This window comes from Gordonia sp. J1A (genome assembly GCF_055393515.1).
Genome location: NZ_AP041607.1, coordinates 1698597 through 1725018 on the forward strand (window position 1 = coordinate 1698597; position 26422 = coordinate 1725018).

Genomic DNA, 26422 nt, shown 5'->3' on the forward strand with positions numbered 1-26422 from the left:
TTTCTCTACCCTTCGTCTCAGGCGACGGCGAGCGCGTCCACCGGCGTCACCGACACCGCACGACGACTGGGCGGCAGGGCGGCGATCGCCACCAGCACGACCGTTCCCGCGACGATTCCCACGAACGCGCCCAGCGGCAGTCCGATCGGGAATCCCGGCGTGATCGCACCGATGAGCGACTGGCTGCCGACCGCCCCGAAGATCACGCCCAGCGCCAGACCCGCCACCATCGCCGTCCCGGACAAGGCGATCGATTCAAGAGTGATCGTGGCGCGGACCTGCCTGGCGGTGAAGCCCATCGCGCGCAGCATGCCGATCTCACGAGTCCTCCCGATCACTGTCAACGACATCGTCGACACGAAGCCGACCGCCGCGATGAGCACCGAGATGAGAATCAGTCCCACCAGCACCCAGGTCATCATCGACATCACGTGCCGGTTCTCCTCCACCTGTTCGGGCGTGAGATCCCAGCGGTCGATGGACTGCTGCAACGACCTCATACCCGCGACGATCGTGGTGATCAGGGTGACGCCGATGAACAGTCCGACGGTGGAGCGTGTGGTGCGGCCCGGGTCGGCGACCGAGTTCTTGCGCGCGAGGATCGCCGCCGGGCTCGCGCCCAGGAGCCGTCCCACACCGGCGACCATCGCGGGCACGAGGATCGGCGCACCGACCAGCAGTCCCACCGCGGCCGTCGCGGTGCCGAGGAAGGCGACGACGAATCCGCTCATGCTCCCCTCCTCCCCCAACAGACACGCGGCTCCGAGCAGGAGCGCGCCGACACCGGTCGCGATGACGGCCGCGGTGCCGCGAAGCCACCGCATCGAGCCCTTCGGCGCGACGACGGCGGCTCCGGAGAGCGTCTTCCGCGAACCCACCAGTGTCGCGCCCACCGCGACGCCCACCACCACGATCGCCGCGAGCACGGTGGTCGGGGGAAGGTAGCTGTACCGGATGGACGGAAGGATGTCCCGCGACACCATCACGGTCCGTACGGCGTCGGCCAGCGTCACTCCGGCGACCAGCCCGATCCCGGCACCGATCGCCGCGACCTTCGCGACCCCGCGCACCAGACTCGACCGCAGCTGTCTCGACGAGGCGCCGATCAACCGCAGCAGCTCGAGTTGCTTGCGTCGGCCCGCGATCACCGTGTCGACACCGTTGCCGATCACCAGCGCGGCCACGAACAGCGCGATGAGGATGAACACGGACGACACGATGCCGAGCACCACTCCCACGTTGCCGCCGTTGTGCTCACCGGCACGGCCGAGGAAGTCGGAGGCCGTGAGCACCATTCCGGCGTACGCCGCCGACAGGCCGCAGACCACGCCCACGGTCGACAGTTCCCGCAGCGAACCCGCCGTCAGGCGGTAGTCCGTGGCCCTCATGCCGCCGCCCCCTGGAGATTGATCAGGAGGTCGGAGATCTGGTGCGGGTCGAGGCCCCGGTACTCTCCGACGATCCGGCCGTCGGCCAGTACCAGGATGCGATCGGCGTACGACGCGGCCACCGGATCGTGCGTGACCATCGCGATCCCCTGCCCGTACTCGCGAGCGGCCGTGGTCAGCAAGGTCAGCACCTCGCGGCTGGTGCGCGTGTCCAGGGCGCCGGTCGGCTCATCGGCGAGAATGATGGTCGGGCGGCCGGCCAGGGCCCGGACGATCGCCACCCGCTGCTGCTGTCCGCCCGACAGCTGGGACGGCAGATGGTCCAGACGATCACGGAGTCCGAGCGAACCGACCAGGTGAGCGATCCACGCCTGCTGCACGGCGTCCGGCTTGTGTCCCGCCAGGACGAAGGGCAGCCGGATGTTCTCGTCCGCGGTCAGCGTCGGGATCAGATTGAACGACTGGAAGACGAAGCCGATGTTGGTGCGGCGCAGGAGCGTCCGCGCGGTGTCGTCGAGCCCGACGATGGGCGTCTGGCCGAGCCAGATCTGACCGGAGGTCGCCTCGTCGAGTCCGGCCATCACATTCATCAGGGTCGATTTGCCCGACCCCGACGGGCCCATGACGGCGGTGAACTCGCTGCGGCGGATGTCGACCGAGACGTCGCGCAGCGCGTGGACTGGGTTCGCCGGATCACCGTAGGTGCGCGACACGTGGCGCATGACGACGGCGGGTCCGGTACTGATCTCGTTGGCGTTCATACGTCAAAGTTATGGCTCTGACCTGGCTCTTCGCGTCCGGCTACCGGCGCAAATCGCATCCTCCGACGGGCGGGTGCGGGGTCATCCCGCAGATGTACGCCGCTGCGTCCTCCGGCTCGTCAGACGAGGCCGTGCTCGTACGCGTACACCACGAGTTGTACGCGGTCGCGCAGCGACAGCTTCGCGAGAATCCGGGAGATGTGCGTCTTGACCGTCGCCTCCGACAGAAACTCGGCTTGCGCGATCTCGGCATTCGACAGCCCGGACGCGGCACGCACCAGGATTTCGCGTTCGCGGACCGTGAGCGCGTCGTACTCCGGTCCGGGACGGGTACGGGTTCCGTGCCGCTCGAAGAGCCTTCGGGTGGCCGATGCCGCGACCACCTGGCTGCCGTCGGCCACCGCGCGCACCGAGGCCAGCAGGAACTCCGGTTGCGCGTCTTTCAGGACGAATCCGCTCGCACCGGCTTCGATCGCCCGTGCGGCGGCCTCGTCGACGTCGAATGTGGTGAGCACGAGGATCTTCGGCGCCTCGTCGCCGAGGTCGGCCACGAGTTGACGGGTCGCGGTGATCCCGTCGATGCCCGGCATGCGCACATCCATGAGGATCACATCGGGCGCGGACGCGCGCACCGTCGACGAGAGGTTCAGCGCCGACGACTCCTGCGCCACCACTTCCACATCGGGTTGGCTGTCGAGAATCATCGCGATCCCGCCACGGAACAGCGGCTGATCGTCGATGAGGGCGACGCGGATCATGACGGTCCTTCCGGACGAGCGGGGATGACGAGTTCGACGAGCCAGCCGCCTTCGACGGCGGCGCTGGTCAGCGTACCGCCGGCGAGTTCGGCCCGCTCTGCCATGCCCCTGATGCCGTGGCCCGCGCCACCGGGAGCCAGCGGCTTCTCCGACAGCGAGTTCGCCACCGTGAGCCGGCATCCGTCCGACCAGTCCTGCCGGACGTACACCGGCGCACCCAGGTCGCCGTACTTGAGCGCATTCGTCAATGCCTCGGTGAGGACCGCGAAGGCGACCCGCACACTCAGCGGCGACGCCGCGTCTTCGTCACCGATCTCGGTGGACTGCAACGTCATTCCGGCTGCGCGCATCCGTGCGTAGAGCTGGTCGCGGTCGGTTCGCGCGTGCTCGGCCGTCGACTCGGCGCTGCGCAGTTCCTCCAGCACGCCCCGGACGTCGGCGAGCGCCTGCCGCGCCGTGTCGGCGATGACGCCGAGCGCCTCCTTCGCCGCCTCGGGACTGGCGTCCAGGGCGAAGCGTGCTCCTTCGGCCTGCGCCACCACCACCGCGAGCGAGTGCGCCACCACGTCGTGCATGTCGCGGGCCAGACTCGACCGCTGGGCCTGCTCGTCGTACAGGTCGAGCAGTCGCCGTCGTTCGAGTTCGGAGATCTGCTCGGCGATCCTCGCCTGTTCCACGCTGTGGCGCTGATACCGGATGAATCCGAAGGTCCAGCTGCCCACCAGCAGCACCGCGATGCCGACGAAGGTCATCGTGTGCGAGACGATCGTCGACGCCTCGGCATCGGTGCCGAACGCCGTCGACCTCGGATACACCCACGCCGCGATCGCCGAACCCACGACTGCCACGGCCAGCGACGCGCCCCGGACCCGACGATCCGGATGATTGCCCGCCGTGTAGTAGAGCACCGAGTAGAGCAGGCACGGTCCCACCGCGACGTCGTAGGTCGCCACCTGGATCACCGCCGACGTCACCGCCAGCAGCATCATCACCGACGACGCGGACCGGCGGCACATCAGAGCCAGCCCGATCAGCAGGCTGACCACCTGCACCGTCGTGGTGAGACCCGACGAGAAGGCCAGCATCAACACCAGCAGAATCAGACCGATGACGGCGTCGGCGATCGTCGACCGTCGAGAGAGGTTCGGGAACGCGAGGGGGTCGGCGACGCGGTACCTGCCGATCATGACCATGCCACTACCGTGCCACGCCCGGAACGCATGGCCGACTCGATCCCCTGTGACCGGCGCTGCATTCGACGCTCGATCCGCCGATTGTGCCAATGAGCGTTGTACCGTTCACGTGTGACTTCGTTAGCAGACCGTGGGAGACGGAGCGTCACGGGCATCGCACAGCAGTCGACCGCACTGGTCGGCCGGGCCGCGGCCTCCGCCACCGACGCCCTCGCAGTGCCGGGAGCCCGAGCCCTGGCGACCGCGCGCACCTTCACCAGCCCGATTCAGGCACAGTCCGCCCCGGTTCCGGTGGACGGTGTGGAAGCCGCCAACCGGCTGCTGCGCCAACTCGGCATCACCACGTTCACGCCGACCGTCGGACTCAGCACCGACCTCACCTTTCCGGTCGCGGTCGGCGGCGCCGTGGCCGGTCCGTACACCCCGGGAATCGGCAACCTCACCATTGCGAACGTCAGCGTGAACGCGGTGCGCGGCGGCGAGATCCTCTACGGTTTCCTGCCCGTGGGCGTGTTCGCCGACTTCGGCGACAAGTCCGGCGTCCACGTCGCTTGGTTCAACGTCACCACGCTGCGCGGTGGGCTCGGCGCGCCGCTCGGCGGACTCACGGACACGGTGATCGACGCGGTCTCCAAGCGTGTGAAGTCCGCACCGATTCCGCCGGTGATGTACGCCGGCACGGTCTCTCGCCTCAAACGAGCGCTGCGCGTGATCCCGTCGAACGGCGTTCGCGGAGGTCTGGTCGACACCGGCCAGGGCGTCGTGGTGTGCGCCGTCTACGGCACCGTGCGACGCGGCCGGACCTCGTACTTCTTCCTGCCGTCGATCGGGGTGACCCGGGCCTGAGCGGGGCGGTCGGCGGGAGCAGGGATGTTGACGGACGCAGGGATGTTTCAGTGGGGCGAGCGGGGCTCGAACCCGCGACCAGCTGATTATGAGTCAGCGGCTCTAACCGACTGAGCTATCGCCCCTGAGCCGAATCGGCCCGAGGACAGAGATTACCCTCCGCCTACTTCTTGGTCTGCACCGCAGTGGCGGCGGGCCCGTCGTCGGAACCGATCCGCTTCACGTAGCTGTACATCGCCGTGAGCATCACGGCGAATACCACGACGCCGATCACCTGCATCCAGTTGCCGAGTCCGTCGCCGACGATCGCCAGCGGCGAGTCGTCTCCGGTGCCGGCGACGATGCCGGCGAAGACGACGCCGTAGAGGCTCTCGCCGACGATCAGGCCGGTCGCGAGGAGCACGCCGAGCCGCTTCTTCCGTTCGCCGCCGATCGGGTCGCGCAGCGCCCACTTGTCGTACGCCAGACCGATGAAGGCACCGATCGGAATGATGAGCGTGAGCGACATCGGCAGGTACATGCCCATACCGACGGCCAGCGGTGGCAGCTTGAGGTTCGAGGTGGTCCTCTTGAGCACCTCGTCGACCACGATGACGCCGGCGCCGATCGCCGCGCCGAGGCCGATCAGGGCCCAGTTGAGGTCGCCGCCGAAGACGCCCTTCGCCAGTGTCGAGAGCAGTGCGGCCTGCGGGGCGGCCAGGGCGTTCTCCGTGGCGTTCGGGGCGCCCTGGAAACCGAAGGCGTTGTTCATCAGTCCCAGGATCGGCGGGATCACGGCGGATCCGAAGAGCACGCCGATGATGAGCGCGACCTGCTGCTTCCACGGCGTGGCGCCGACGAGTTGACCGGTCTTGAGATCCTGCAGGTTGTCGTTGGAGATGGTCGCGACACCGAACACCACCGACGAGGTGAACAGCGTGTACGCGATGAGCGCCTCGGTCTGACTCGTGCTGTCGGCGGGGCCGTGCGTCACCTTGATCAGCAGTGCCGCGCACAGGACCACCAGCACGCCGACACCGGAGATCGGGCTGTTCGACGATCCGATCAGGCCCGCCATGTATCCGCACACGGCGGCTACGACGAGGCCGATCACGAAGACGAAGATGATCGTGACGATCAGGATGCCGGTGGCACTCCCGACCAGCGCGGTCCCCTTCATGAAGTCCCAGAGCAGCCATCCGATCGGGATGAGCGCGACGATGATCGTCAGGCCGACGTACTGGATCGGGATGTCGCGTTCGGTCACGTCGACGCTCTCGCCCGACCTGCGCTTGCGTGCGCTGGCCGCGGCCGCCACGATGCCGCGCAGGATCGGGCCGATGACGGTCAGCAGCGTCCACACGGCCGCGACCGCGATCGCGCCGGCTCCCACCATCCGCACGTCGGCGCTGAAGACGCTGTTCACACCGTCGAGCAGATCGCCGGAGGGAATGGCGTCCCATGTCCGCGTCGGAAGGATGACGAAGAAAGAGATCACCAGGCCGACGAGCATCGCGATACCGACCCCGATGCCGACCAGGTGGCCGACGCCGATCAGCGCCATCGACAGGCTGGCACCCACCATCGTCGCGCCCGAGCCGACACGGAACGCGACCGCGACCTCGGAGGCGATCAGCTTCAGCGAACCGAGCAGGGAGAAGAACGCGGCGCCCACCGCACCGAGAACGATCGCTCGCATACCGCCGCGGTTGGGGTCGACGGCGTCGGGGTCGCGCCCGGACGAGTCGCCGACCTTCAGGACCTCCGCGGCCGCCACTCCCTCGGGATACGGCAGATCAGAGCCGGTGACGAGCGCGCGCCGCAGCGGGATCGAGTACATGACGCCGAGGATGCCGCCGATCGCGCAGACCGCGACGGTCATCCAGTACGGAAAGCCGGTCCACCAGCCGATCATGATGAGACCGGGCAGGACGAAGATGATGGCCGAGAGCGTGCCCGCCGCCGACGCGATGGTCTGCACGATGTTGTTCTCCACGATCGTGTGATCGCGGAAATAGCGCAGTACCGACATCGAGATGACCGCCGCCGGAATCGCTGTGGCGAACGTGAGACCGACCTTGAGTCCGAGGTAGACGTTGGCCGCGGTGAAGACCAGGGTGATGAGACCACCGAGGATCACGCCGCGAGTCGTCAGCTCGCGCACCGAGCTCCTCATCACCTGCGTCATGCGCTTACCCTTTCCGCCGGGACGAGGGCGTCCGTCAGCAGAGAATCACCTTACGACGCACCGCAGACGATGCTGGGGAGAACCCGCCGATGGACGCCGCGGCCGAACCGCTCAGACCGCGTCCGCTCCGGCGTCGAAGGCCTGCTCGAGCAGACTGCGCCGATACGCTTCGAGCGCCACGAGGTCGCCGAAGAGCGCGTTGTAGCCGTCGGGGTCCCCGGCGGGCGACATCCGGCGCAGCTTCGATTTGATGTCGGCGATCTGAGAGCCGACCCAGATCTCCTGCGACCGCGCCAGGACGCTCGAGATGTACTGCGGCACACGGTCGTCCTCGACCGGGAGCGGCTCCACCGCCAGCTCGGTGACGAGCGGAGCCACCGCGGGGTCGTCGATCACGCCGTGATGGACGGCGTCCACCCAGGCGGCGCCGCCGAGACCGCTCGCCGCTCCCCCGGCCGCCGCTATCGCCTCGCGGACAGCCAGGTACGAGGGATCGGTGAAGCACTCGCCGGGCAGGGAATCGAAGACCGTGCCCGCGATGGCGGGATACTGAAGCGCCGCCTTGAGCGCTTCGCGCTGGTGCCAGAGCCGCGGGTCGTTCGGCAGCGGTCGCGCGGTCGGCGGCGGCGACATCGCCTCGGGCCGGGTGCGCGAGTTCCGCTGCCGCGCGTTCGCGCCGCGCCGGCCACCGTGTCGCTTGGCCTCGGCGCGCACGCGCGAGAGAACCTGGGCCACATCGTCCCAGCCGACCCACCCGGCGAGCTGGCGCGCGTATTCGTCCCGCAGCGCGACGTCGCGGATCCTCGCCACCACCGGCACCGTCTCCCGCAGGGCCGCCACGCGGCCCTCCGCGGTGTCGAGGTTCTGCTGGGCGATCAACGACTTGATCGCGAACTGGAACATCGGGATGCGCCGGGCGATGAGATCGCGCAACGCCGGATCGCCGGCAGATTGTCGGAGCTCGCACGGATCCATACCGTCGGGCGCGACGGCCACGAAGGTCTGACCGGCGATGGACTGCTCCCCCTCGAAGGCCTTCAGCGCCGCGGCCTGACCGGCGTCGTCGCCGTCGAAGGTGTAGATCACCTCGCCGCGGAAGTACGAGTCGTCCATCATCAGCCGGCGGATCAGTGCCAGATGGTCCTCTCCGAACGCCGTGCCGCAAGAGGCCACGGCCGTGGTGACACCGGCCATGTGCATCGCCATGACGTCGGTGTAGCCCTCGACGATCACGACCTGGTGGCCCTTGGCGATGTCACGCTTGGCCAGGTCGAGTCCGAACAGCACCTGCGACTTCTTGTACAGCATGGTCTCGGGCGTGTTCATGTACTTGCCGAGGTTGTCGTCGTCGAAGAGCTTGCGCGCGCCGAACCCGATGACATCGCCGCCGAGATTGCGGATGGGCCACAGCAGACGCCGATGGAACCGATCGATGGGCCCTTTGCGGCCCTGCTTCGACAGCCCGGCGGCTTCCAGCTCGGAGAACTGGAAGCCGAGCTTCAGCAGGGCCTTCGTCATCGTGTCCCACCCGGCGGGGGCGTACCCGCAGCCGAAATGCGCCGCCGCAGTGCCGTCGAAGCCGCGTTCGGTGAGGAAGTCGCGCGCCACCTGCGCCTCGGGCGTCGCGAGCTGTTCGGCGTAGAACTGCTGCGCCGCCGCGTTGGCGGCCACGAGCCGGGCGCGCGTGCCGCGGTCGCGCTTGATCGCGGTGCCGCCGCCCTCGTAGTTGATGGTGTAACCGATCCGGTCCGCCAGCTGTTCGACGGCTTCGACGAAACTGACGTGCTCCTGCTTCTGCAGGAACGTGTAGACGTCGCCGCCCTCGCCGCACCCGAAGCAGTGGAAGTGCCCGTGATGAGGCCGGACGTGGAACGACGGTGTCTTCTCATCGTGGAACGGGCACAACCCGGTCATGCGGTCCGCGCCGGCCCTGCGCAGCGTGACATAGTCTCCGACCACGTCTTCGATGCGCGTCTGCTCACGGATCGCGGCGATGTCGCGATCGGGGATTCGGCCTGGCACGCACCCAGTCTAGGCGCCGCGCCCGAACGGGGTCGGCCGGGCGCGACTCGCCCGGCGCACCTCGCCGCTTTCTCTTGAAGCCGACTTCTGTCGGACCCGCGTCGTACAGTGACACCACCAATCGAACAAATGATCGAATCGGTCAGGAGGATGTCATGTGTGAGTTCGACCCACGGTGCGACGGCGCGGACGATCTGGTCGGCGACGCCCTCGCGCTCATCGCGGAGGGACGCTGGTCGGTGACCGGCGTGCTCGGTGACGCCGCCAACCCGCCCCTGACCTACACCACCGGGCTGACCGAGCACGGACGCCCGGAACTGGTGATGACCGGGCTCCCGCCGGATCTCGCCGGGATCCTGCTCGACCACGCGGCACGGGCGGTGGTCGCCGACCCTGGCTTCGGCCCGGGGTCCGACGTACCCGCGCGGTTGCGCCGCCCGGTCCGGTTCCGTGCGATCGACGTCATCGACGCCGGAGCTCTGCGGCTCACGCGGGTCGTCTACGGCGCCCGGTTCGATGCGATACAACTCGTCTGGCCCGACGACGACGGCCGGTACCCGTGGCAGTCCGGGTACTCCATCCCGGCACGGGTGCAACCGCTGCTCGGCGTGCCCGAATCGGAGGCCGCGTAAGCGGCGCGCGGCCGGTGTAAGCCGACGACAGCGCCGTGAAAGCGCACGGGCGCATGGTTTCCGGCATGAACACATACTCCTCAACGCTCCCCCGGTCGAGCGCTTCAACCGGGCGTGACTCCGATCTCGCCATCGACGCCCGAGGTCTGGTCAAGCACTTCGGGTCGACGAAAGCCGTCAACGGCGTCGACCTCGCGGTGCCCGCAGGCACGGTCTATGGGGTCCTCGGTCCCAACGGTGCGGGCAAGACCACCACCGTCAGCATGCTGGCGACCCTCCTGAAGCCCGACGCCGGATACGGCCGGATCTTCGGCTACGACGTGGTCGAGGATCCGGTCGCGGTGCGGTCGCTGATCGGCGTCACCGGTCAATACGCGTCGGTCGACGAAGACCTGACCGCAGCGCAGAACCTCACGCTGTTCGCCCGGCTTCTCGGCAAGTCGAAGGCTCAGGCGCGCAGCCGTGCCGAGGAACTGCTCGCCGACTTCTCACTGGAGGAGGCCGCGAACCGTCCGCTGAGCGACTTCTCCGGCGGCATGCGCCGGCGTCTGGACCTCGCGGCGTCCCTGATCGACACGCCACCGCTGCTGTTCCTGGACGAGCCGACCACCGGACTGGATCCGCGCACGCGCGCGCAGATGTGGGAGACCATCCGCAAGCTCGTCGCACAGGGTTCAACGGTCCTGCTCACCACGCAGTACCTCGACGAGGCCGATCAGCTCGCCGATCGGATCGCCGTGATCGACCGCGGTCTGGTGATCGCCGACGGAACCGCGGACGAACTCAAGCAGTCCATCGGCTCGAGCACCCTGATGCTCACGCCGGCCGATCGTGACGACGCCGCGCACGTGGCCCGACTCGCCGAGCAGGTCCTCGGCGAGTCCGCGACCCTCAGCCCCGAGGCCGGTCGCATCACCGTGGCACTGCACCATCCCGACCGCGTGCCCGACGTCCTGCTCGCCCTGCGCGACGAGCAGATCGAGATCGACGAGATCACCGTCTCCAAGCCCACCCTCGACGAGGTCTTTCTCACGATCACCGGGCACTCCGAATCCGATGAGTCCGACCCGCGCACCGAAACCGACGCCGAGGAGGCACTCCGATGACCACCACCACCCTGACCCCTCCCTCTCCCCGGACCGCGATCAGCATCGAACAGGTCCGGACGCAGGCGAAGCGCTCCATCGGCTTCGGCGAGACCGTGAGCCAGTCGTTCTCCCTGGCCCGCCGCAGCATCATCAAGATGCTCCGCAATCCGGAGCAGTTCTTCGACGTGGTGCTGCAACCGATCATCTTCACGTTGATGTTCACCTACATCTTCGGCGGCGCGATCAGCGGCGACACCAAGAGCTACCTCCCGGTCATCATTCCGGGAATCCTGGTGCAGACTGTGATCGTGACGTCGATCGTCACCGGCACGCAGCTCCGCGAAGACATGAACAAGGGCGTCTTCGACCGCTTCCGATCGCTGCCGATCGCGCGGATCAGTCCCCTCGCCGGCGCACTGCTCGCCGACGTCGTCCGGTATCTCATCGCCACCGTCATCACGTTCGCGGTAGGCATCGCGATGGGCTGGCGACCCGACGCCCTGGGCGTCCTCGGCTCCACCCTGCTGGTTCTGGTGTGCAGCTTCGCGGTGTCGTGGATCTTCGCCTTGATGGGCTGCCTCGTGAAGAAGGCGTCGGCCGTGCAGGGCGTGTCGATGCTGATCATGTTCCCGCTGACCTTCATGTCGAACGCGTTCGTGCCGGTGGAGACCATGCCGGGCTGGCTGCAGGGATTCGTCAACGTCAATCCAGTGAGCCACCTGGTGACGGCGGTCCGCGAGATGTGCAACGACGGGCACGTCGGTTCGCATGTGCTGTGGAGCCTGATCGGTGCCGCGGTCATCACCGCGGTGTTCGCCCCGCTGGCCGTGCGGGCATACATCCGCAACGCGCGCTGAGCCGATCGAACAGCCGTCAGTCGCGGCCCTCGCCGAGGATCTTCACGGTCTCGGCGAGGGCCGCTTGGCGTCCCAGACCGCCGAATCGCGCCCGGGCACGATCCCACACCTCGTCGGCGGCGCCCGACACCTCGCGCCGGCGTTCCATCAACTCCTGCATCGCGGGATAGTCGCGTCGCGCGTGCAGCCGCTCGGCGAGCACCAGCAGTGCCACCCCGCGTTCGTCGCCGGGCCGCAGTGCGCACAGCAGTGCGCCGCTCACCAGCGCCACGTTTCCTGTCTGTGGAAGGTCGTACCATCCGAGTTCGGCGATGGTGGCGCCGAGCGAGTCCGCGAGGGGCGCGACGTAGCGTTCTGCGGCCTCGCAGGCTCCGATCTCTATCAATCCCGCGGCCACCGCGCTGAGCGTCATCACCGCACCGGGATCGCGGGTGGCCAGCGGGTGCCCCGCGAGTAGCACATCACCCGCCTCCTCATATGCCGACCGCGATCGGTCGCCCGTCATCCGCCGGTACTCGGCAGTCGCGAGCATCATCACCGCGACGGCCTCGGGGTCGCCCTGCGGCGTCGGGGCGCCCGGCTCCCAGCCGTGCGCGATGGCGTCGAGTTGCCCGCGCGCCCGATCGAACTCCCCGAGCTGCAGTAACGCCGCGACGACGTACGCGCCCACCTGCTGGGCGTCGTCCTGGGCTCCGAGTTCGCGGAAGCGTCTGAGACTGCCTTCGTACAGGCGCAGACCCTCGCGCCACAGACCCTGCTGGCTGTAGAGACTCGCAGTGCTCATGTCCACCATCGCCGCGGCGAACGAGTCCGGCCGAGCGGGGAACTCCGTGAGCTGAGCGCTGATCCGCAGCGCACCGACCAGGTCTCCGCCGTTCTCCTTCATATTGAGCAGCAGGGTCAGGGCGATGGCGCGCACCACCGCCGCGTGGCCGGGAGCAGAGCCGCGCACGATCGTCCGGTACACCTCGATCATGGTGCGGCTCATCAGCAGCGCCGAGAGGAACTCCGCGGGATCGTCGAATGTGTGCTCCGGGCGATGCAGCCGACGCAGCCGAGTGCGGACTCGGGCCGTCGACCGCTGACGCCGGCGCGGAATGAAGTGCAGGGCCGCGGCGATCAGCGTCACCTGCCACGCTTCGCGCTCGGCGTCGTCGAGATCGGACGGCGGCACGGGCAACGCGTCGACGATCCGCTCACCCCACGACTGCACCTCCTGATGCAGCCCGCGGCTCGACCAGAATGCGCTCAGCACCGGGAACACCGTGACGATCGTCGGCCACGCGGGCGCGCCGAGTTCCACGGCCCGCCGCAGCACCCAGACGAGATTGTCGGCCTCGCGGTCCACTTCGGCCGCCAGGTCGCGATCGGCCTCGACGTCGTATCGGGCGCGGATGTCGCGGCAGAGCTCGCGGGCCCACCGCTGCATCGCGTCGACCACCTCGCCCGTCGCTCCCGTCTCGGTGAGTCGCTGCTCGCCGAACTCACGGACCATCTCGAGCATCCGGAACCGGGCACGACCGCCGGCGTCGTCCACCTGCAGAAGTGACTGGTCGGCGAGCGAGGCCAATGCGTCGTCGAGCGCGATGCCGCTGGTCCCGGTGACCACTGCCGCGGCCTCGCGTGAGAATCCGCCGGGGAACAGGCACAGCCGCGCCAGAGCCGCACGGGCGCCCGGGTCCAGCAGTTCCCAGCTCCAGTCGATGACGGCATACAGCGTGCGGTGGCGGTCGGGTGCCGTCCGGTCGGTGGAGCGGAGCAGCTCGAACCGTTCAGCGATGCGCTCGGCGATGTCCTCCACGCTCATGGTCCGCACACGCGCCGCGGCGAGCTCGATCGCGAGCGGCAGCCCGTCGAGATGTTCGCAGAGGGCCGCGACGGTCGACGGTTCGAGCTCCACGTCGGGGCGTACCGCACGAGCGCGCAGGGCGAACAGTTCGGCGGCCGGAGAACGATCGCCGGCGACGCCGAGCACGGGGAGCTGATACACCTGCTCGGCCGGAATCAGCAGCGGAGACCGGCTCGTGGTGAGCACACGCACACCCGGCTCCGCGGCGACCAGCGAGTCGACCAGTGCCGCGCACGCGTCGATCACCTGCTCACAGTTGTCCAGGATCAGGACCGACTCACCACCGCGCAGCGCGTCGGTCAACCGGTCCGACAAGCTGCCGGACACGACGCGCGGCCGGGCATTGCTGCCGAGCTCCGACTCACCGACGCCGAGGGTCGCGGCCACCGCCGCGACCACGTCGTCACCGTTGCGGACGGCGGCGAGCGGGACGAAGTACACGGCGGTCCCGCGCTCGCTCAGGCGACGGCCGACCGCATTGGCGATCCTCGTCTTCCCGACGCCGCCCGGCCCCTGCACGGTCACCACCCTCCGATCGGACAGCAGGCTCTCCAGCGCGGCGAGGTCGTCGGCCCGCCCGATCAGCACGTTGCCGTCCTCGCGCAGTCCCACCCGCGCGCCGGTCGGCCTGCGCCGCGGCACGGCCACGGTCGGCGGCTGCGCGGCCAGCAGGTCCGCGTTCAGCGCCGTCGCCTCCGGTCCGGGGTCGACGCCCAGTTCTTCGGCCAGGGTGCGCCGAAGCCGGGCGAACACCGCGAGCGCCTCGTTCCGGCGGCCGCGGCCGGCCAGCGCGCGCATCAGCAGCAGATAGCCGGGTTCGTCGAGACGATCGGCGTTCACCCGTTCTCTGGCGAGTTCTTCGGCGACGGCGTAGTCACCGGTCGCGAGTGCGGCCTCCGCCGCCGCCTCGTCGATCCGCCGGCGCACCCCGTCGGCCAGGTCGGCGAGTTCGCGCGCGAGGTCGCCCCCACCGAGGTCGTCGCCGGGCGTGCCGCGCCAGAGAGCGAGCGCGGCATCCGGCCGACCGGCCGCGGCCAGTCGCCGGGCCCGCTCCAGATCGGTGACCACGCCGGTGAGCCGGTACCGGCTTCCGGTGCCGTCCAGACTCGCGCCGCCGAGCAGCCCGCGCAGGCGGGAGACCTGCGTGTGCAGAGCCGGACCCGGCGATTTGGGCGGCTGATCGCCCCACACCTCGTCGATCAGGCGGGCGGCCGGCACCGCTCGGCCCTCGGCCAGCGTCAGGGCCACGAGCAACCGCCGGGCACGTTGGCCGGGCACCTCACGGCCGTCGATCGTCACCGGTCCGAGCACACCGATCACGGTCGGCGCGCTCCCGGCGCGGTCGTCGTCAGGCACTCGGTCAGCGTACCGAGAAGACCTCGACACGATCATCGCACTCACCGTCTCAGCGCAGTCACCGTCTCAGCGCGCCGACTCGCGCAGCAGCAGCCAGATGAGGTACAAGCCGCCGACGGTGACGGTGACCACGCCGACCGGCGGACGCGCGCCGGCGAGCAGATACTGCGCGATCAGATCGGATGCCGCGAGCACCACGGCGCCGACCAGCGCCGATCCGGTCAGACTGAGCGACGGTGCGCGGCACAGCCGGCGCGCGATCTGCGGAGCGGCGAGTGCGATGAAGGCGATCGGCCCGGCGACCGCAGTGACGATCGCGGTGCTGAACACCCCGACCACGACCATCAGGAGCTTGGTGCGTTCGACATCCACTCCCTGCGCGGCGGCCACGTCGTCACCCAGTTCCAGTTCCCGCATGCGGTGCGCGATCACCGGCAGAACCGGAAGCATGAGCGCGAACGCGCACAGTGTCGCAACGAGCGGAGTCCACGTGATCCCGCCCAGACTTCCCGCACCCCAGATCGCCGCCTGCAGCGCCTCGTCGAGGTCGGCGCGCACGCTGAACCAGTGATTGACCGAGATGAGCACTGCACTGACGGCGATGCCGACCACGATCAACCGGAATCCGGCCATTCCCTGCCTGTACGCGAGGACGAAGACTGTCAGTGCGGCCAGTGTGCATCCGACGACCGCCCCGGCCGCGGTGGCCGCATATCCGGAGCCGCCGGCCATCAACACCACGATCACTCCGGTGTAGGCACCTGAGTTGATGCCGATCACATCCGGACTGCCGAGCGCGTTGCGGGTGATGGCCTGGAACATCGCGCCGCTGATCCCCAGACAGGCGCCGAAGAGAACCGACGCCAGAGCTCTCGGCGCCCGCCAGGAGAACACGAGTTCCTGCTTCCTCGACCCCTCGCCGCGCATGAGCGCGAGCAGGTCGTCGAAGCCGAGGCCGCTGCGCCCGAGAACCAGGGCACCGACCAGCAGGGCCCCGATGAGGATCAGAAGTGCCGAGTTGACCACGACGGCGCGCCGGGTCACGCGCAGACCGATCGGCCCGGCGAGCACCTCCACCGTCCGGTGCGCGCTCATAGACGTCGCGTCCGTCGGACGAGCCAGATCAGAACCGGTGCGCCGAACAGGGGCGTGACGATCCCGACCTCCAGTTCTTCAGGCCGCACCACCACTCGGCCGAACAGGTCCGCCGCCAGCACGAGCACCGGCCCCGCCAGCGCAGAGAATGCGATCACCCACCGTTGGTCGGCACCGACCAGCATCCGGACCGCATGCGGCACCATGAGTCCGACGAACGCGATCGGTCCGGCCGCCGCCGTGGCCGCGCCGCACAGGAGGACCAGCGAGACCACCGCCGCGGCCCGCGTGAGCCCGAGCCGGGCGCCGACCGACCGCGCCACGTCATCGCCGAGAGCCAGCACGTTCAGCGAACGTGACGCAGCGAGGGCAAGGACGAGCCCGGCGACGATGAACGGCGCGACGAACTCCACCGTGCCCGGCGGCCGGTCGGTGATACTGCCGACACCCCAGAACCGCATGCGCTCGAAGCGGCTGGGATTCACCAGCGAGAGGCTCAGACTCAGTCCGTTGAGGACCGCGGTCAACGCGACCCCGACGAGCGTCAGCCGCAGTGGCGTGGCTCCGCCGGGACCGCGCGCGGCGATCGCGGCCACCAGAACCGCCGCCACCACGGCGCCGACCATGCCGAGCCACACGAACTCGGAGATGGTCGTCAATCCCAGGTACGCCACGCCGACGGCGACCGCGAGGCCCGCGCCGGCGTTGACGCCGAGAATCCCGGGATCGGCGAGCGGGTTACGGCCGACTGCCTGCATCAATGCGCCCGCCACTCCCAGCGCCGCTCCGACGAGCAGTCCGAGCAGTGTGCGCGGCAGGCGCACGTCCATGACGGTGATGTGGTCGATGGACTGATCGCGGTCGGTCAGCGCTGCCCACACGGTCGAGAGCGGCAGTGCCGCTGAACCGACGGCGAGACTGAGACCGCAGATGAAGACCAGCACGGCGGCCACTGCGATCAGCGCCGCCATGCGTCCGCCGATCCGGTGCTCCGCGGGTTGCCGCCGGCCCTGATCCGGCCGCACGGCCGTCTCGGTGCCGCTGTTCACTCCGCGGGCTCACACACGAGCGCAGAGACTCCCCACCCCAGCGCGGCCTCGTCGACGACCCGCCAGCCCGCATCGCGCGCGAGGCGACCGAGTTGCTCGCGGTCGCGCGGTGCTCGTCCGACGAGGGCCAGCGAGAGAACTGCGTCCTCGGCGACGCGCGGACTCAGCGCGTCCGGAGAAGTGGATTCGACGATCACCAGCCTGCGCACCGCGGGCCGCGGAGCCGCTAGCAGCGCCACCGCCTCCTCGTCCTCGCAGTGCGCCAGCGCGCACGCCGCAATCGCCGTCTGAGCCCTCGGCCAGTCGTCGGCGAACAGGATGTCCCCGGCACCCGCGGCCTCCTCGAGGGCGGCGCGTGGCGCGCCCTGAGCGACGACGGTGGGCACCGCACCGGGTCCGATCGCGCCCGCCGCCCGCAATCCCTGCGCGAGGGTGACGGCGCCGGGCCCGAAGAAAACAGGCGATCCGGTCCACAGCGCGGACAGCGCCGCAAGCGCGGGGATCAGGAACTGCAGGCGCTCGGCGTCCTCGATGAGTTCGGCGTACACAGCCGCGTCTGACGCGGCGAACCGAGCGAAACTCGTGCCGGTGCGGCGGCGCCACGCCGGCCCAGCCGCCGGCAGACACTCAGCCAGCTCGGTCAGCGCCAGGATCTGCTCGGCGCGTACGCCGTCGAACTGCTCGCGCGCATGATCGTCGGTGAGGAGAACGTCGCCTCTCTCCCCGACTGTCAGCGCCGTCCCGTCGGCGCTCAGCACCCGACACGCGATGAGCAGGTCGACGAGCGGAGCGAGCCGCTCATCCGGAATGCCGAGACGTCGCGCGAGCCCTGCGCGACCGATGCGACCGGCGTCCACCGCCTCGATGAGTCCCAGTCGCAGGGCCGCTCGGACCGCGAACCAGGTCACCGGCGATTCCACAACCGCCGGTCCGGCGGTCGGCGCGCCGTCGTCCGCGGCGGCCTGCTCCGGGACGAGCTCGCGCAGATGCCAGTATCCGGTGATGTCGACGTCCCGTTTGGGCACCGCGAGCTCTCGCTTGACGTACTTGCGGATCGGCAGCAGGCTGCGGCTCTCCCCGGCACCCCAGATGTAGGGGGCACCGTCGAGCGGCACGATCCCCGCGACGGCGTCGGCCAGGGCGGCGCCATCGCCCGGTTCAGCGCACACCCAGGTGATCTCGTCGTCCGGGCCGACGGGAAGGACCTGCTGTGCGACGGGGTCGGCGACGGCGAGGACGGCTCGGACCGGCCCCGGCACCGGTCGTTCCGTGAGGAATCGGCGTACTGCGGGCAAACCGGTCTCGTCTGCGACCATCAGCGTCCATGTCGCATTCGGCGGCACCACCGTGGACGACTTGGGCCCCACGATCCACAGGTCGTCACCGGGTCGCGCGGCGGCCGCCCAGGCCTCGGCGGGCCCCGCCGCCGATCGGTCCCCCGAATCGCTGTGAACGACGAAATCGAATGCGATGGTGCCCGCGTCCGCGTCCACCTCGACCGGCGTGTAGTCGCGCGACTCGCGCACCGGCGACGCCGTCCACTCGATACCGTGCGCGCGCTGCACCGGCAGCGCGTCGGCGATGTCGCCGCCCGGTGCGAAGATCAGCTTCACATGGTCGTCGAACCCGGGGCTGGCGAAGGCCGGAAAGAGGACACCGTCACGCTCGAAGGCCCCCAGTTCCTCGCCGCCGAGCCGCACGCGCCGCAGCCGCGGGTTGACGAGCTCGTTGGACTCCACGACCAGCCGTCGCAGGATGATCGGCAGCGGTGTGAGCCGCGACTGAGTCATCAGTGCTCCTGTCCCGGACCCGCTCCGCCGAACATGCCCTCGACGATGTCGAGCATCGCCATCGCCTCGTGGTAGTCGCTGCGTTGCACCCAGTACGGAAGGTCGTGTGCCTGCTTCTTCTGGAAGGCCGGCAGTGCCGCGTAGATCGGCTGCTTGGCGAGTTCGGCGACGGAGGTGACGTCGGCGTTGAAGCCCAGGACGAACACCGTGTCCTGATTGATCCACTGGCCCACCTGTTCGGTCGAGAGCGCGAAGCTGTCGCCGCCCGGGGTGTACGGCTGGAACCGGCCCGTCGCGAACAGCGGTGCGGGACGGAAGCCGAGCTTCGCGAACTCGGCGGGCAGCCCGCGCGTCTCGATGGGCACGTACACGTCTCCCGCCGCGGTGAGCGACAGGAAGGTGATCTCACCCTCGGGGACGGTGATCTCGTCGCGGACTTCGGCGACTCGCTTGTCGTAGGCCGCCGAGGCCTCGGCGAACTTCTCCGGCCGGTTGAAGACGTCGTCGGCGAGGAACTCGTATTGGTCGCGCCACTCGGTCAGATCCCCGCTCACCACGACGGTCGGCGCGATCTTGCTGAGTTCCGGGTACGCCGCGGTGGCGTGCTTGAGCGGAAATCCGAGACCACCTGCGACGATGAGATCGGGTTCGGCCTCCAGGATCGACTCCATGTCGAATCCGTCGTTGCTCCAGGGGAGGAAGGTCGTGCCCGCCTTCTGCGCCTTCTCGGCCCACGCGGCGTTGAACTCGTGCTTGCCGTCGGTCACCTCGGGGGTCGTCGCAACCACCGGGACGTCCATATCGAAGAGATAGCCGGCCAGGGCGTAGTTGAGCAGCACCACCCGCTTCGGTGCCACCGGGACGTCCACCTCGCCCTGGGACGTCTTGACCGCACGAGTCTGTCCAGACGCATCGCCCCCGGACGTCGAACAGCCCCCGAGCGCCAGGGTCAGCACGGCGACCACGGCCAGCATCGTCGCAGGCAGTGCACGAGATCTGAGCATCACTTCCACCATCTCGGTTCGGCGCGCGGGAGACGGCCCAGCGCGCACATCTTATTAGGCAAGACTAAGCTAATGGACCGAACGACCGGATTCGGTCCGGACGTGACACGATCTGCCGACCAACCTGACATGCCGGTCGCCGACACGATGAGAGGTGTGAACGATGGCCGAACGCGTACCGAGCCGCCTCGCGACCCTGGTCCCCGACGCCGCTCCGAAGTTCCTGGGGCACGGAACGCACAGCCACCACCTCCCGCACCTCATCTACGTCGCGGCCGGTTCGGCGACACTCGACGTCGCCGGTGAGCAGGTATTGCTCGGGGACCAGGAGGCCGTGTGGCTGGCGGCCGACCTTCCGCATTCGGCGCGCTACTCCCCCGGCAGTCTGGTCCTGGGCCCGCTGCTGTCGCCGACGACCACCCCACCCGAGCCGGTGCATCGGCTCGGCTCGGTGCCCGCTCTCACCGCCGTGATGACCGGTGTGCTCGGGGCAGCGCCCTCGACCGCAGAACAGGTCGCGGTGTTCCGCGAGGCGATCGAGGAGGTCCTGGCCGGATTGAGCGGCCCGTACTTCGCCCTGCCGATGCCGCGACATCCGGTGGCGGCCGCGATCGCGGTGGAGGCACCGCTGTCGGCACGGCCGCTCGACGAACTCGCCGACCGGCACGGAACGAGCGTCCGGCACGTCCAGCGCCTGTTCGTGTCAGAGACCGGGATCCCGTTCCGGCAGTGGCGAGTCCGCGCCCGGCTCAACGTGGCGATCGACCGCCTGCGCGCGGGCTCCTCCGTCCGCCGCGCAGCGCTCGCGGCCGGCTACGAGACCGCGTCGGGCCTGCAGAAGGCGCTGCGGCGTGAGGCCGGCGTGGACGCCGAATCGATTCGATCCGTTCGCCGCACACGACTCACTTCTTAGCGCGCACCCGGTCGAGCGCGTCCGAACGCACCGCCACCGCATTCGCGATCAGCAGGTCGGCGGCCACCATAGCCGGACAGTAGTCGGCCAGCGTGGCCCACATCGCGCGACCCTCGTCGGTCAGCACCGGCTGCTTGAGCCGGCCGTACGCCTGCAGGCGCCCGATGGCCGCGAACGCCAGCGATTGCATCGAGAGCAGCATCCAGGGATTGCTGATCGTGTCGACGCCGTCGAGCGCCTCGTTGCGCGCGGCGATCAGGTCGTACAGTTCGGGCGAGGCGCGGCGTACATCGCGCAGCGTCTTGTTCACGTACCGCGGCGCCTCCAGGCTGACCGGATCGGTCATCCACTCGGCGCGGCGATGGAAGGCCTCGATGGTCGCCGCGGTCCGCATGTCGAGATCGACCAGCGGGCCGGGAACGATGCGGAAACGTTCGAACAGCGACTCCACCTGCGCCCGTGCCATCGCGTCGACGGCCAGCACGTTCCGGTCGAAGACACCGGTCCGCGGGTCCTCCATGCGGCCGGTCGCGATCACCCGGAGCAGATCGTCGCCGCCGCGTGTGGCCAGGTAGGACTGCAACTCGTCGCGCTGCGGACTGGCCGGGTCGACGATGGCCGAGGTCGCGAGGAGGCAGCTGACGTACGGGTTCGGGTGGGCGCCGTCGTACGGCTCGGGTGCGGTGAACACGCTCTCGGCCAGTCCCGACCGGATCAGCAGCGCCGGGATGCGCGAGGGCGCCACCGGGCTGTCGCCGAGGGCGATGAGCGAGGCGGTGGGGTCCGCGGTCAACAACTCATCGGCCGGAGCTCCGACCGCCTCGATCGGTGCCGCGTCGGGGGCGGGCGCCTCCACCTCCGCGGCCTGGACGGTGTCCAGACGCAGCCATTCGGCGGTGAGGGCGTCGGCGCCGGCTGCGGAGTCCGCCACCGGCGCCTGAGAGGTGGACGCCGAGCGCGCCACGCGGGCTACCTCCGCCTCCTCGGAATCGCCGTGCTCATCCTCGATCAACGCGACGAGGCTGCCCCGCAGAAGCCGTTTAGCGGCGTCGACGACCGACCTGGCCGCGAGGGTGAACTCCGTACCCGCGCGGGAGTCGGCCGCCCATTCGCGGACGATGTCGCCGTCCCCGTCCAGCAGCGCGAACGACACGTCCACGGCGCCGGGCACCCGGACGGTGAGACGACCGGCACCGGCGTCGTCGACGCCGATCGTCGGCAGTGAGGTCTGCCAGGCCGATGGGTGGCCCGGATGCTCGAAGCGGATCTCGGCGTGCGGCGGACGGATCAGCAGCGGCAGATCGTCGTCGCCCGCATGGACGGTCGCGACGCGTTCGGTGTCACCGGGACCGAACGCCAGTTCGCCCTCGTCGATCTTGAGTCCGGTCTCGGCGACGAGTTCGCTCACCGATTCCGCGAGTCCGTCGGCCTGCGGCAGTCGGACGACGGGATCGTGGGTCACCTCGAGCCCTTCGGCGAGCACCACCGTCAGTCGCCGATCGAGTCCGTACGAGTCGCCGGCGGCGATCTCGAACCGTCCCACCAGGGGTTCCTCGAGACCGTCGAACGGGTCGGCCGAGGTCACGTAATCGGCAGCGGCCCACGGATAGTCGATCAGCCAGTCCAGGTCGCCCGCTCGCCGCACGCGCACCCGCCACTCCTTGGTGTCGTCTCCGTCGTGCGCGGGCAGATCCACCAGCGGGCGTTCGCCGTAGACGGGATCGCCGTCGGCCGTGGTGACGCCCGCGATCGGCTCCGGGAGCGCGTAGGCCGGCGACTCCACCGGCAGGATCCGGCGCGTGCGCCCGGCTCTTCCATCGCGTTTCAGGGTCAGTTCGGTGTGCCCGGCCAGGTCGACGGTCCGCAGTTCCCAGCCCTCCCACGGGGCGGGCACGGAATCGGTCACGGCGATCTTCCTCCGTGTGCCCGAGACCAGGTCGGCGTCGCGCGGCACCAGGACGAGTACCTCTCCCGCCGGCAGCGGCTCGAACCGCGAGATGCGACGGCCGTCGTCGGCGAACACGATGATCGGGTCGGCGGGATCGAACAGAGGTACCGAGCGTCGCACGCCGGTGTCGAGCCGGATCAGGACGCTCTCGCGCACCGCGACGCCGATCGGAAGTGCGATCGCCTCACCGGCCGGGACCGCGAGTTCCTCCGGGGCGTCGCCGGTCCACACCCGCCACACCGCGGCGTCGTCCCGCGCGGGAACCACGATCCGCACCTCGCCGTCGATCGCGTCGAAGCGGAGGTCGGGCGCGCGATGGCGGCACAGGTCGCGCGCGGCGGCATCGTCGTTCAGGAAGGGAGTGCGCCGCACTCGGTCGAGCACCGACTCGAGCATCGCCCGCGGGAGATCCGCGGTGCCCGGAGTGATCGCGTCCGGCGTCCAGGTGTCCGGATGCACGACCGTCGCGAGCAGAAGTTCGCACAGGCGATTGAGAAGACCGACGGCCACCTCGGGGGCATGCTGCAGCAGCACGCGATAGTCGGCGGGCAGGGCGCGGCGCCGGTGCTCGAAGCCCTGCTCGGTGAGGCGTTCGAGAACGGCGACGCCGGTGGGCTCGTGCCCGGCTGCCACATGATCCTCGATCACCCCCACGAGCGCGTCCACCGTCGGCACGGTCGGACCCGCGTGGAGCTTCAGCAGCGGCACCACCGAGCTCTCGCGCAGCGACGGCACGTCGCGGAGTCCGCATTCGCGCAGCAGGTCGCCGATCAGCTGTCCGACCACTGTCTCGAACGCCGGATCCCGATCGCGGCCGATGGCGTCCCAGAAGTCCGGCCAGTAGTCGCTCTTCGGGTCGGTCCGCAGCGCCGCGTGACCCACCAGCCCGGCGAGGGTCAGAGCGGGGAACCGCATCAGCAGGGCGATGTACGCCCCCGGCGGGATCTCCCCCATCAGGGCACCGATCTGGCCGCGGGCGCATCGATACTGTCGCGCGTCGAGGTCCGCGTCCAGTACCAGCCCGTCGGCGGTGAAAGCGTTCCGCAGCTCGGCTTCGAATCCGGTCGCACGATCAGTCACCGAAGTGGTCATTCGAGCGTTCTCACCACACCTTTTCGCAACGTCTACCGACCCCGGGGCAGGGCCGCACCAATGGGTGGCGATCAATTGGGGAGGCCACCGAGACAGACGGACATTACCCGGTGCCGAGAGCTTTCCCCGAACCCGCTTCGAGGTCTGTGTCCATGTTCACGCGGGCTTGACGAACGCCTCCCGGACACGCTCACCGTAAGTCGACTGATGGCGCTACGAGAGCATCACGCCGGGGTTCAAGAGCCCCTTCGGATCGACGGCCGACTTGATCATCTCCATCAGGTCCATGACGTCGTCGCCCACCTGGTCGCGAAGCCATCCCTTCTTGAGCCGGCCCACACCGTGTTCGCCGGTGATGGTGCCGCCGAGCGAGATGGCGAGGTCCATGATCTGGCCGAAGGCGCGGTTGGCGCGGGCGGTCTCCTCGGCGTCGGCGGGGTCGTGAACGATCAGCGGATGGGTGTTCCCGTCACCCGCGTGGGCGATCACCGAGATCAGCACGTCGTTCTCGGCTGCGATGGCGCCGACGCCGTCGATCAGATCCGGCAGGGCGGGCAGCGGCACGCCGACGTCCTCGAGCAGCAGCGCGCCGATCCGCTCCACCGCGGGGATCGCCGCACGCCGCGCGGCCGTGAACGCCTCCGACTCGACCGGATCCGACGTGGCGAAGACCTCGGCGGCCCCGCAGGCGCCGAAGGCCTCCTCGATCAGCGCCACCTCCGCCGCACCGGCGGGTCCCGGCGCGTCCGACTGCGCCACCAGCAGGGCGCCCGCCTCGCGATCGAGGCCCATCTTCAGCATGTCTTCGACGGCGTTGATCGAGACGCCGTCCATGAACTCGAGCATCGCCGGCCGGATCTGGGACGTCACCGCCAGCACCGCCTCGACGGCCGCCCGGACCGACCCGAACGAGCCCACGACGGTGCAGGCCGGAGCCTGTGGCGGCAGCAGTCGCAGTGTCACCTCGGTGACGATGCCGAGCAGGCCCTCGCTGCCGACGAACAGCTTGGTCAGTGGCAGGCCCGCGGAGTCCTTCAACTGCTTGCCGCCGAGCCGGAGCGCCCGGCCGTCGGCCAGGACCACTTCCAGGCCCAGCACATAATCGGTGGTGACCCCGTACTTCACGCAGCACAGCCCACCGGCGTTGGTCGCGACGTTGCCGCCGATGCTGCAGATCTCGAACGACGACGGGTCCGGCGGATACCAGAGCCCCTTCTCGGCCGCGGCCGCCTTCACCTCGGCATTCAGCATTCCCGGTTGGGTGACGGCGGTGCGGGTCGCGGTGTCGACGGTGAGCTGCCGCATCTTCTCGGTCGAGATCGTCAACGCGCCGTCGACCGCGGTCGATCCTCCCGACAGGCTCGTCCCAGCGCCCCGGGTGATGATCGGCACGTCGTGGGCCGCCGCCCATCTGACCGCCGTCTGCACGTGCTCGGTCGTCATCGGCCGCACCAGCGCTGCCGGTGTCCCCGCGTCCGGGTCGTTGGCGCGGTCGTATCGATAGGCGCTCAGCACGTCGGGGTCGGTGATCACCATCCCGCGGGGCAGCGACTCGATCAACGACGTCAGGTCCGGTGCAGTCATGGGTCCACGATAGGCAGCACCGGCGTGTGCGGACCGGTGAACGAACCCTTGACCGGGCCTCGGGCACCACATAGCGTTCGGCAGAGAGAGTTTTTCCGTTACCCGCGGTTACGTAAATTTCCGCGGCTTGCCTCGGGAGCAGTCATGGAAACCTTTTCGCGAGCCGGCTTCACCTTCGACGTCGCCGACGCGGGCACCGCCGACAACGGCACAGTCGTTCTGCTGCATGGCTTTCCGCAGACCTCGCAGTCGTGGACCGGAGTGTCGGAGCGATTGAATCAGCGGGGCTACCGCACCATCGCGCCGGACCAGCGCGGCTACTCTCCCCGCGCCCGTCCGCGCAGGCGAGTCGAGTACCGCATCGGCGAACTCGTCTCCGACATCGAGTCCCTCATCATCCAGTCCGATGCGCGGCAGGTGCATCTGGTCGGCCACGACTGGGGAGCGCAGGTGGCGTGGATGCTGACCGCCACGCGACCGGACCTGGTCGCCACGCTCACCACCGTCTCGGTGCCGCATCCCGCGGCCTTCCTGAAATCGATGCTGCAGAGCGACCAGCTCCGCCGCTCCTGGTACATGGCCGCCTTCCAACCGCCCCGCCTGCCGGAACTGCTGATCGCCCGGAAACCCGAGTTCTTCGACCGCATGCTCGCCGCGACCGGCATGGACGATCAGATGATCGCCGACACCCACCGGCAGATCATCGACTCGGGGGCACTGACCGGCGGCCTGAACTGGTATCGCGCGCTTCCGTTCGGCCGCCCCGGCGCTCTGGCGCGCCGCATCACCGTGCCGACCACTCACGTGTGGGGCGCAGGCGACACCGCGTTGGCGCGCCGCGGCGCCGAGCTGGCCGGAGACTACGTCGACGCCGACTTCCGGCTCCGGATCCTCGAACACGCCAGCCACTGGATCCCCGAACAGAACGCCGCCGAACTGACCGAGATCATCCTCGACCGGATCGAGAACTGAGAACTGTGAAAACTTTGGCTCCCGGAACGGTGTGAGAGACCGTTCCGGGAGCCAAAGT

General features: G+C 69.4%; 19 protein-coding genes and 1 tRNA gene. 6 read left to right on the forward strand and 14 right to left on the reverse strand.

Going from position 1 to position 26422, the window contains the following annotated elements; genetic code table 11:
- Window positions 1-17 precede the first annotated feature (17 nt).
- From ACZ5QD_RS07950 to ACZ5QD_RS07965, 4 genes are all read right to left on the reverse strand, one after another.
- Window positions 18-1388 (reverse strand): ABC transporter permease, encoded by a 1371-nt coding sequence (locus ACZ5QD_RS07950; protein WP_433820971.1) that lies wholly within the window; start codon window positions 1386-1388, stop codon window positions 18-20.
- Window positions 1385-2149 (reverse strand): ABC transporter ATP-binding protein, encoded by a 765-nt coding sequence (locus tag ACZ5QD_RS07955; protein WP_006895161.1) that lies wholly within the window; start codon window positions 2147-2149, stop codon window positions 1385-1387. Before ACZ5QD_RS07955 ends, ACZ5QD_RS07950 begins: the two co-directional genes overlap by 4 nt.
- 119 nt (window positions 2150-2268) lie before the next feature.
- A complete protein-coding gene (locus tag ACZ5QD_RS07960; protein WP_464367200.1) occupies window positions 2269-2907 on the reverse strand; it encodes a response regulator in 639 nt (212 codons plus the stop codon).
- Entirely contained in the window at window positions 2904-4100 is a 1197-nt protein-coding gene (locus ACZ5QD_RS07965) for a sensor histidine kinase (protein ID WP_464367201.1), read from the reverse strand. The genes ACZ5QD_RS07960 and ACZ5QD_RS07965 overlap by 4 nt, the downstream gene beginning before the upstream one ends.
- 111 nt (window positions 4101-4211) lie before the next feature.
- Here ACZ5QD_RS07965 and ACZ5QD_RS07970 point away from each other — a divergent pair, with 111 nt between their 5' ends.
- On the forward strand, window positions 4212-4946 hold the full coding sequence (locus ACZ5QD_RS07970) for a hypothetical protein (RefSeq protein ID WP_039866923.1): 735 nt from the start codon (window positions 4212-4214) through the stop codon (window positions 4944-4946).
- A 51-nt stretch (window positions 4947-4997) separates the two neighbouring features.
- Here the strand turns inward: ACZ5QD_RS07970 and ACZ5QD_RS07975 are convergent.
- The 3 genes from ACZ5QD_RS07975 to dnaG form a co-directional block, all read right to left on the reverse strand.
- Window positions 4998-5071, reverse strand: a tRNA-Ile gene (locus ACZ5QD_RS07975).
- A 38-nt stretch (window positions 5072-5109) separates the two neighbouring features.
- Complete coding sequence (locus ACZ5QD_RS07980; RefSeq protein WP_006897812.1) at window positions 5110-7113, reverse strand: OPT family oligopeptide transporter; 2004 nt, start codon at window positions 7111-7113, stop codon at window positions 5110-5112.
- A 111-nt stretch (window positions 7114-7224) separates the two neighbouring features.
- Window positions 7225-9135, reverse strand: coding sequence for a DNA primase (gene dnaG, locus ACZ5QD_RS07985; RefSeq protein WP_006897813.1), 1911 nt, complete (start codon window positions 9133-9135; stop codon window positions 7225-7227).
- A gap of 155 nt (window positions 9136-9290) precedes the next feature.
- Between dnaG and ACZ5QD_RS07990 the strand changes: the two genes are divergently transcribed.
- The 3 genes from ACZ5QD_RS07990 (at window position 9291) to ACZ5QD_RS08000 (ending at window position 11712) form a co-directional block, all read left to right on the forward strand.
- Window positions 9291-9767, forward strand: coding sequence for a DUF4262 domain-containing protein (locus tag ACZ5QD_RS07990; RefSeq protein ID WP_006897814.1), 477 nt, complete (start codon window positions 9291-9293; stop codon window positions 9765-9767).
- Window positions 9768-9832: 65 nt separating this feature from the next.
- Window positions 9833-10873 carry an ATP-binding cassette domain-containing protein gene (locus tag ACZ5QD_RS07995; protein WP_278124235.1) on the forward strand — a complete coding sequence of 347 codons (1041 nt, stop codon included), beginning with the start codon at window positions 9833-9835 and terminating at the stop codon, window positions 10871-10873.
- Window positions 10870-11712, forward strand: a complete 843-nt coding sequence (locus ACZ5QD_RS08000; RefSeq protein ID WP_278124236.1) for an ABC transporter permease — start codon at window positions 10870-10872, stop codon at window positions 11710-11712. Before ACZ5QD_RS07995 ends, ACZ5QD_RS08000 begins: the two co-directional genes overlap by 4 nt.
- Window positions 11713-11728: 16 nt before the next feature.
- On the opposite strand, the gene ACZ5QD_RS08005 is transcribed toward ACZ5QD_RS08000, so the two are convergent.
- From ACZ5QD_RS08005 to ACZ5QD_RS08025, 5 genes are all read right to left on the reverse strand, one after another.
- On the reverse strand, window positions 11729-14917 hold the full coding sequence (locus tag ACZ5QD_RS08005) for a BTAD domain-containing putative transcriptional regulator (RefSeq protein ID WP_278124238.1): 3189 nt from the start codon (window positions 14915-14917) through the stop codon (window positions 11729-11731).
- 66 nt (window positions 14918-14983) lie between these two features.
- Complete coding sequence (locus ACZ5QD_RS08010; protein WP_464367202.1) at window positions 14984-16012, reverse strand: FecCD family ABC transporter permease; 1029 nt, start codon at window positions 16010-16012, stop codon at window positions 14984-14986.
- Window positions 16009-17061: an iron chelate uptake ABC transporter family permease subunit gene (locus tag ACZ5QD_RS08015; protein ID WP_278124240.1), complete on the reverse strand. Its 1053-nt coding sequence runs from the start codon at window positions 17059-17061 to the stop codon at window positions 16009-16011. Before ACZ5QD_RS08015 ends, ACZ5QD_RS08010 begins: the two co-directional genes overlap by 4 nt.
- Window positions 17058-18851 carry a siderophore-interacting protein gene (locus ACZ5QD_RS08020; protein WP_464367203.1) on the reverse strand — a complete coding sequence of 598 codons (1794 nt, stop codon included), beginning with the start codon at window positions 18849-18851 and terminating at the stop codon, window positions 17058-17060. The genes ACZ5QD_RS08015 and ACZ5QD_RS08020 overlap by 4 nt, the downstream gene beginning before the upstream one ends.
- The gene (locus ACZ5QD_RS08025) at window positions 18851-19855 is read right to left on the reverse strand and encodes an ABC transporter substrate-binding protein (RefSeq protein ID WP_006897821.1); all 1005 of its coding nucleotides are present in this window, start codon (window positions 19853-19855) and stop codon (window positions 18851-18853) included. Before ACZ5QD_RS08025 ends, ACZ5QD_RS08020 begins: the two co-directional genes overlap by 1 nt.
- 163 nt (window positions 19856-20018) lie before the next feature.
- Between ACZ5QD_RS08025 and ACZ5QD_RS08030 the strand changes: the two genes are divergently transcribed.
- Window positions 20019-20768 carry a helix-turn-helix domain-containing protein gene (locus ACZ5QD_RS08030; protein ID WP_222111582.1) on the forward strand — a complete coding sequence of 250 codons (750 nt, stop codon included), beginning with the start codon at window positions 20019-20021 and terminating at the stop codon, window positions 20766-20768.
- Here the strand turns inward: ACZ5QD_RS08030 and ACZ5QD_RS08035 are convergent.
- A complete protein-coding gene (locus ACZ5QD_RS08035; protein ID WP_464367204.1) occupies window positions 20758-23796 on the reverse strand; it encodes a hypothetical protein in 3039 nt (1012 codons plus the stop codon). The two genes, ACZ5QD_RS08030 and ACZ5QD_RS08035, sit on opposite strands and share 11 nt — an antisense overlap.
- A gap of 225 nt (window positions 23797-24021) precedes the next feature.
- Window positions 24022-25392, reverse strand: coding sequence for an FAD-binding oxidoreductase (locus tag ACZ5QD_RS08040; RefSeq protein WP_062366591.1), 1371 nt, complete (start codon window positions 25390-25392; stop codon window positions 24022-24024).
- 144 nt (window positions 25393-25536) lie between these two features.
- Here ACZ5QD_RS08040 and ACZ5QD_RS08045 point away from each other — a divergent pair, with 144 nt between their 5' ends.
- Window positions 25537-26364 (forward strand): alpha/beta fold hydrolase, encoded by an 828-nt coding sequence (locus ACZ5QD_RS08045; RefSeq protein WP_464367205.1) that lies wholly within the window; start codon window positions 25537-25539, stop codon window positions 26362-26364.
- Window positions 26365-26422: the final 58 nt, after the last annotated feature.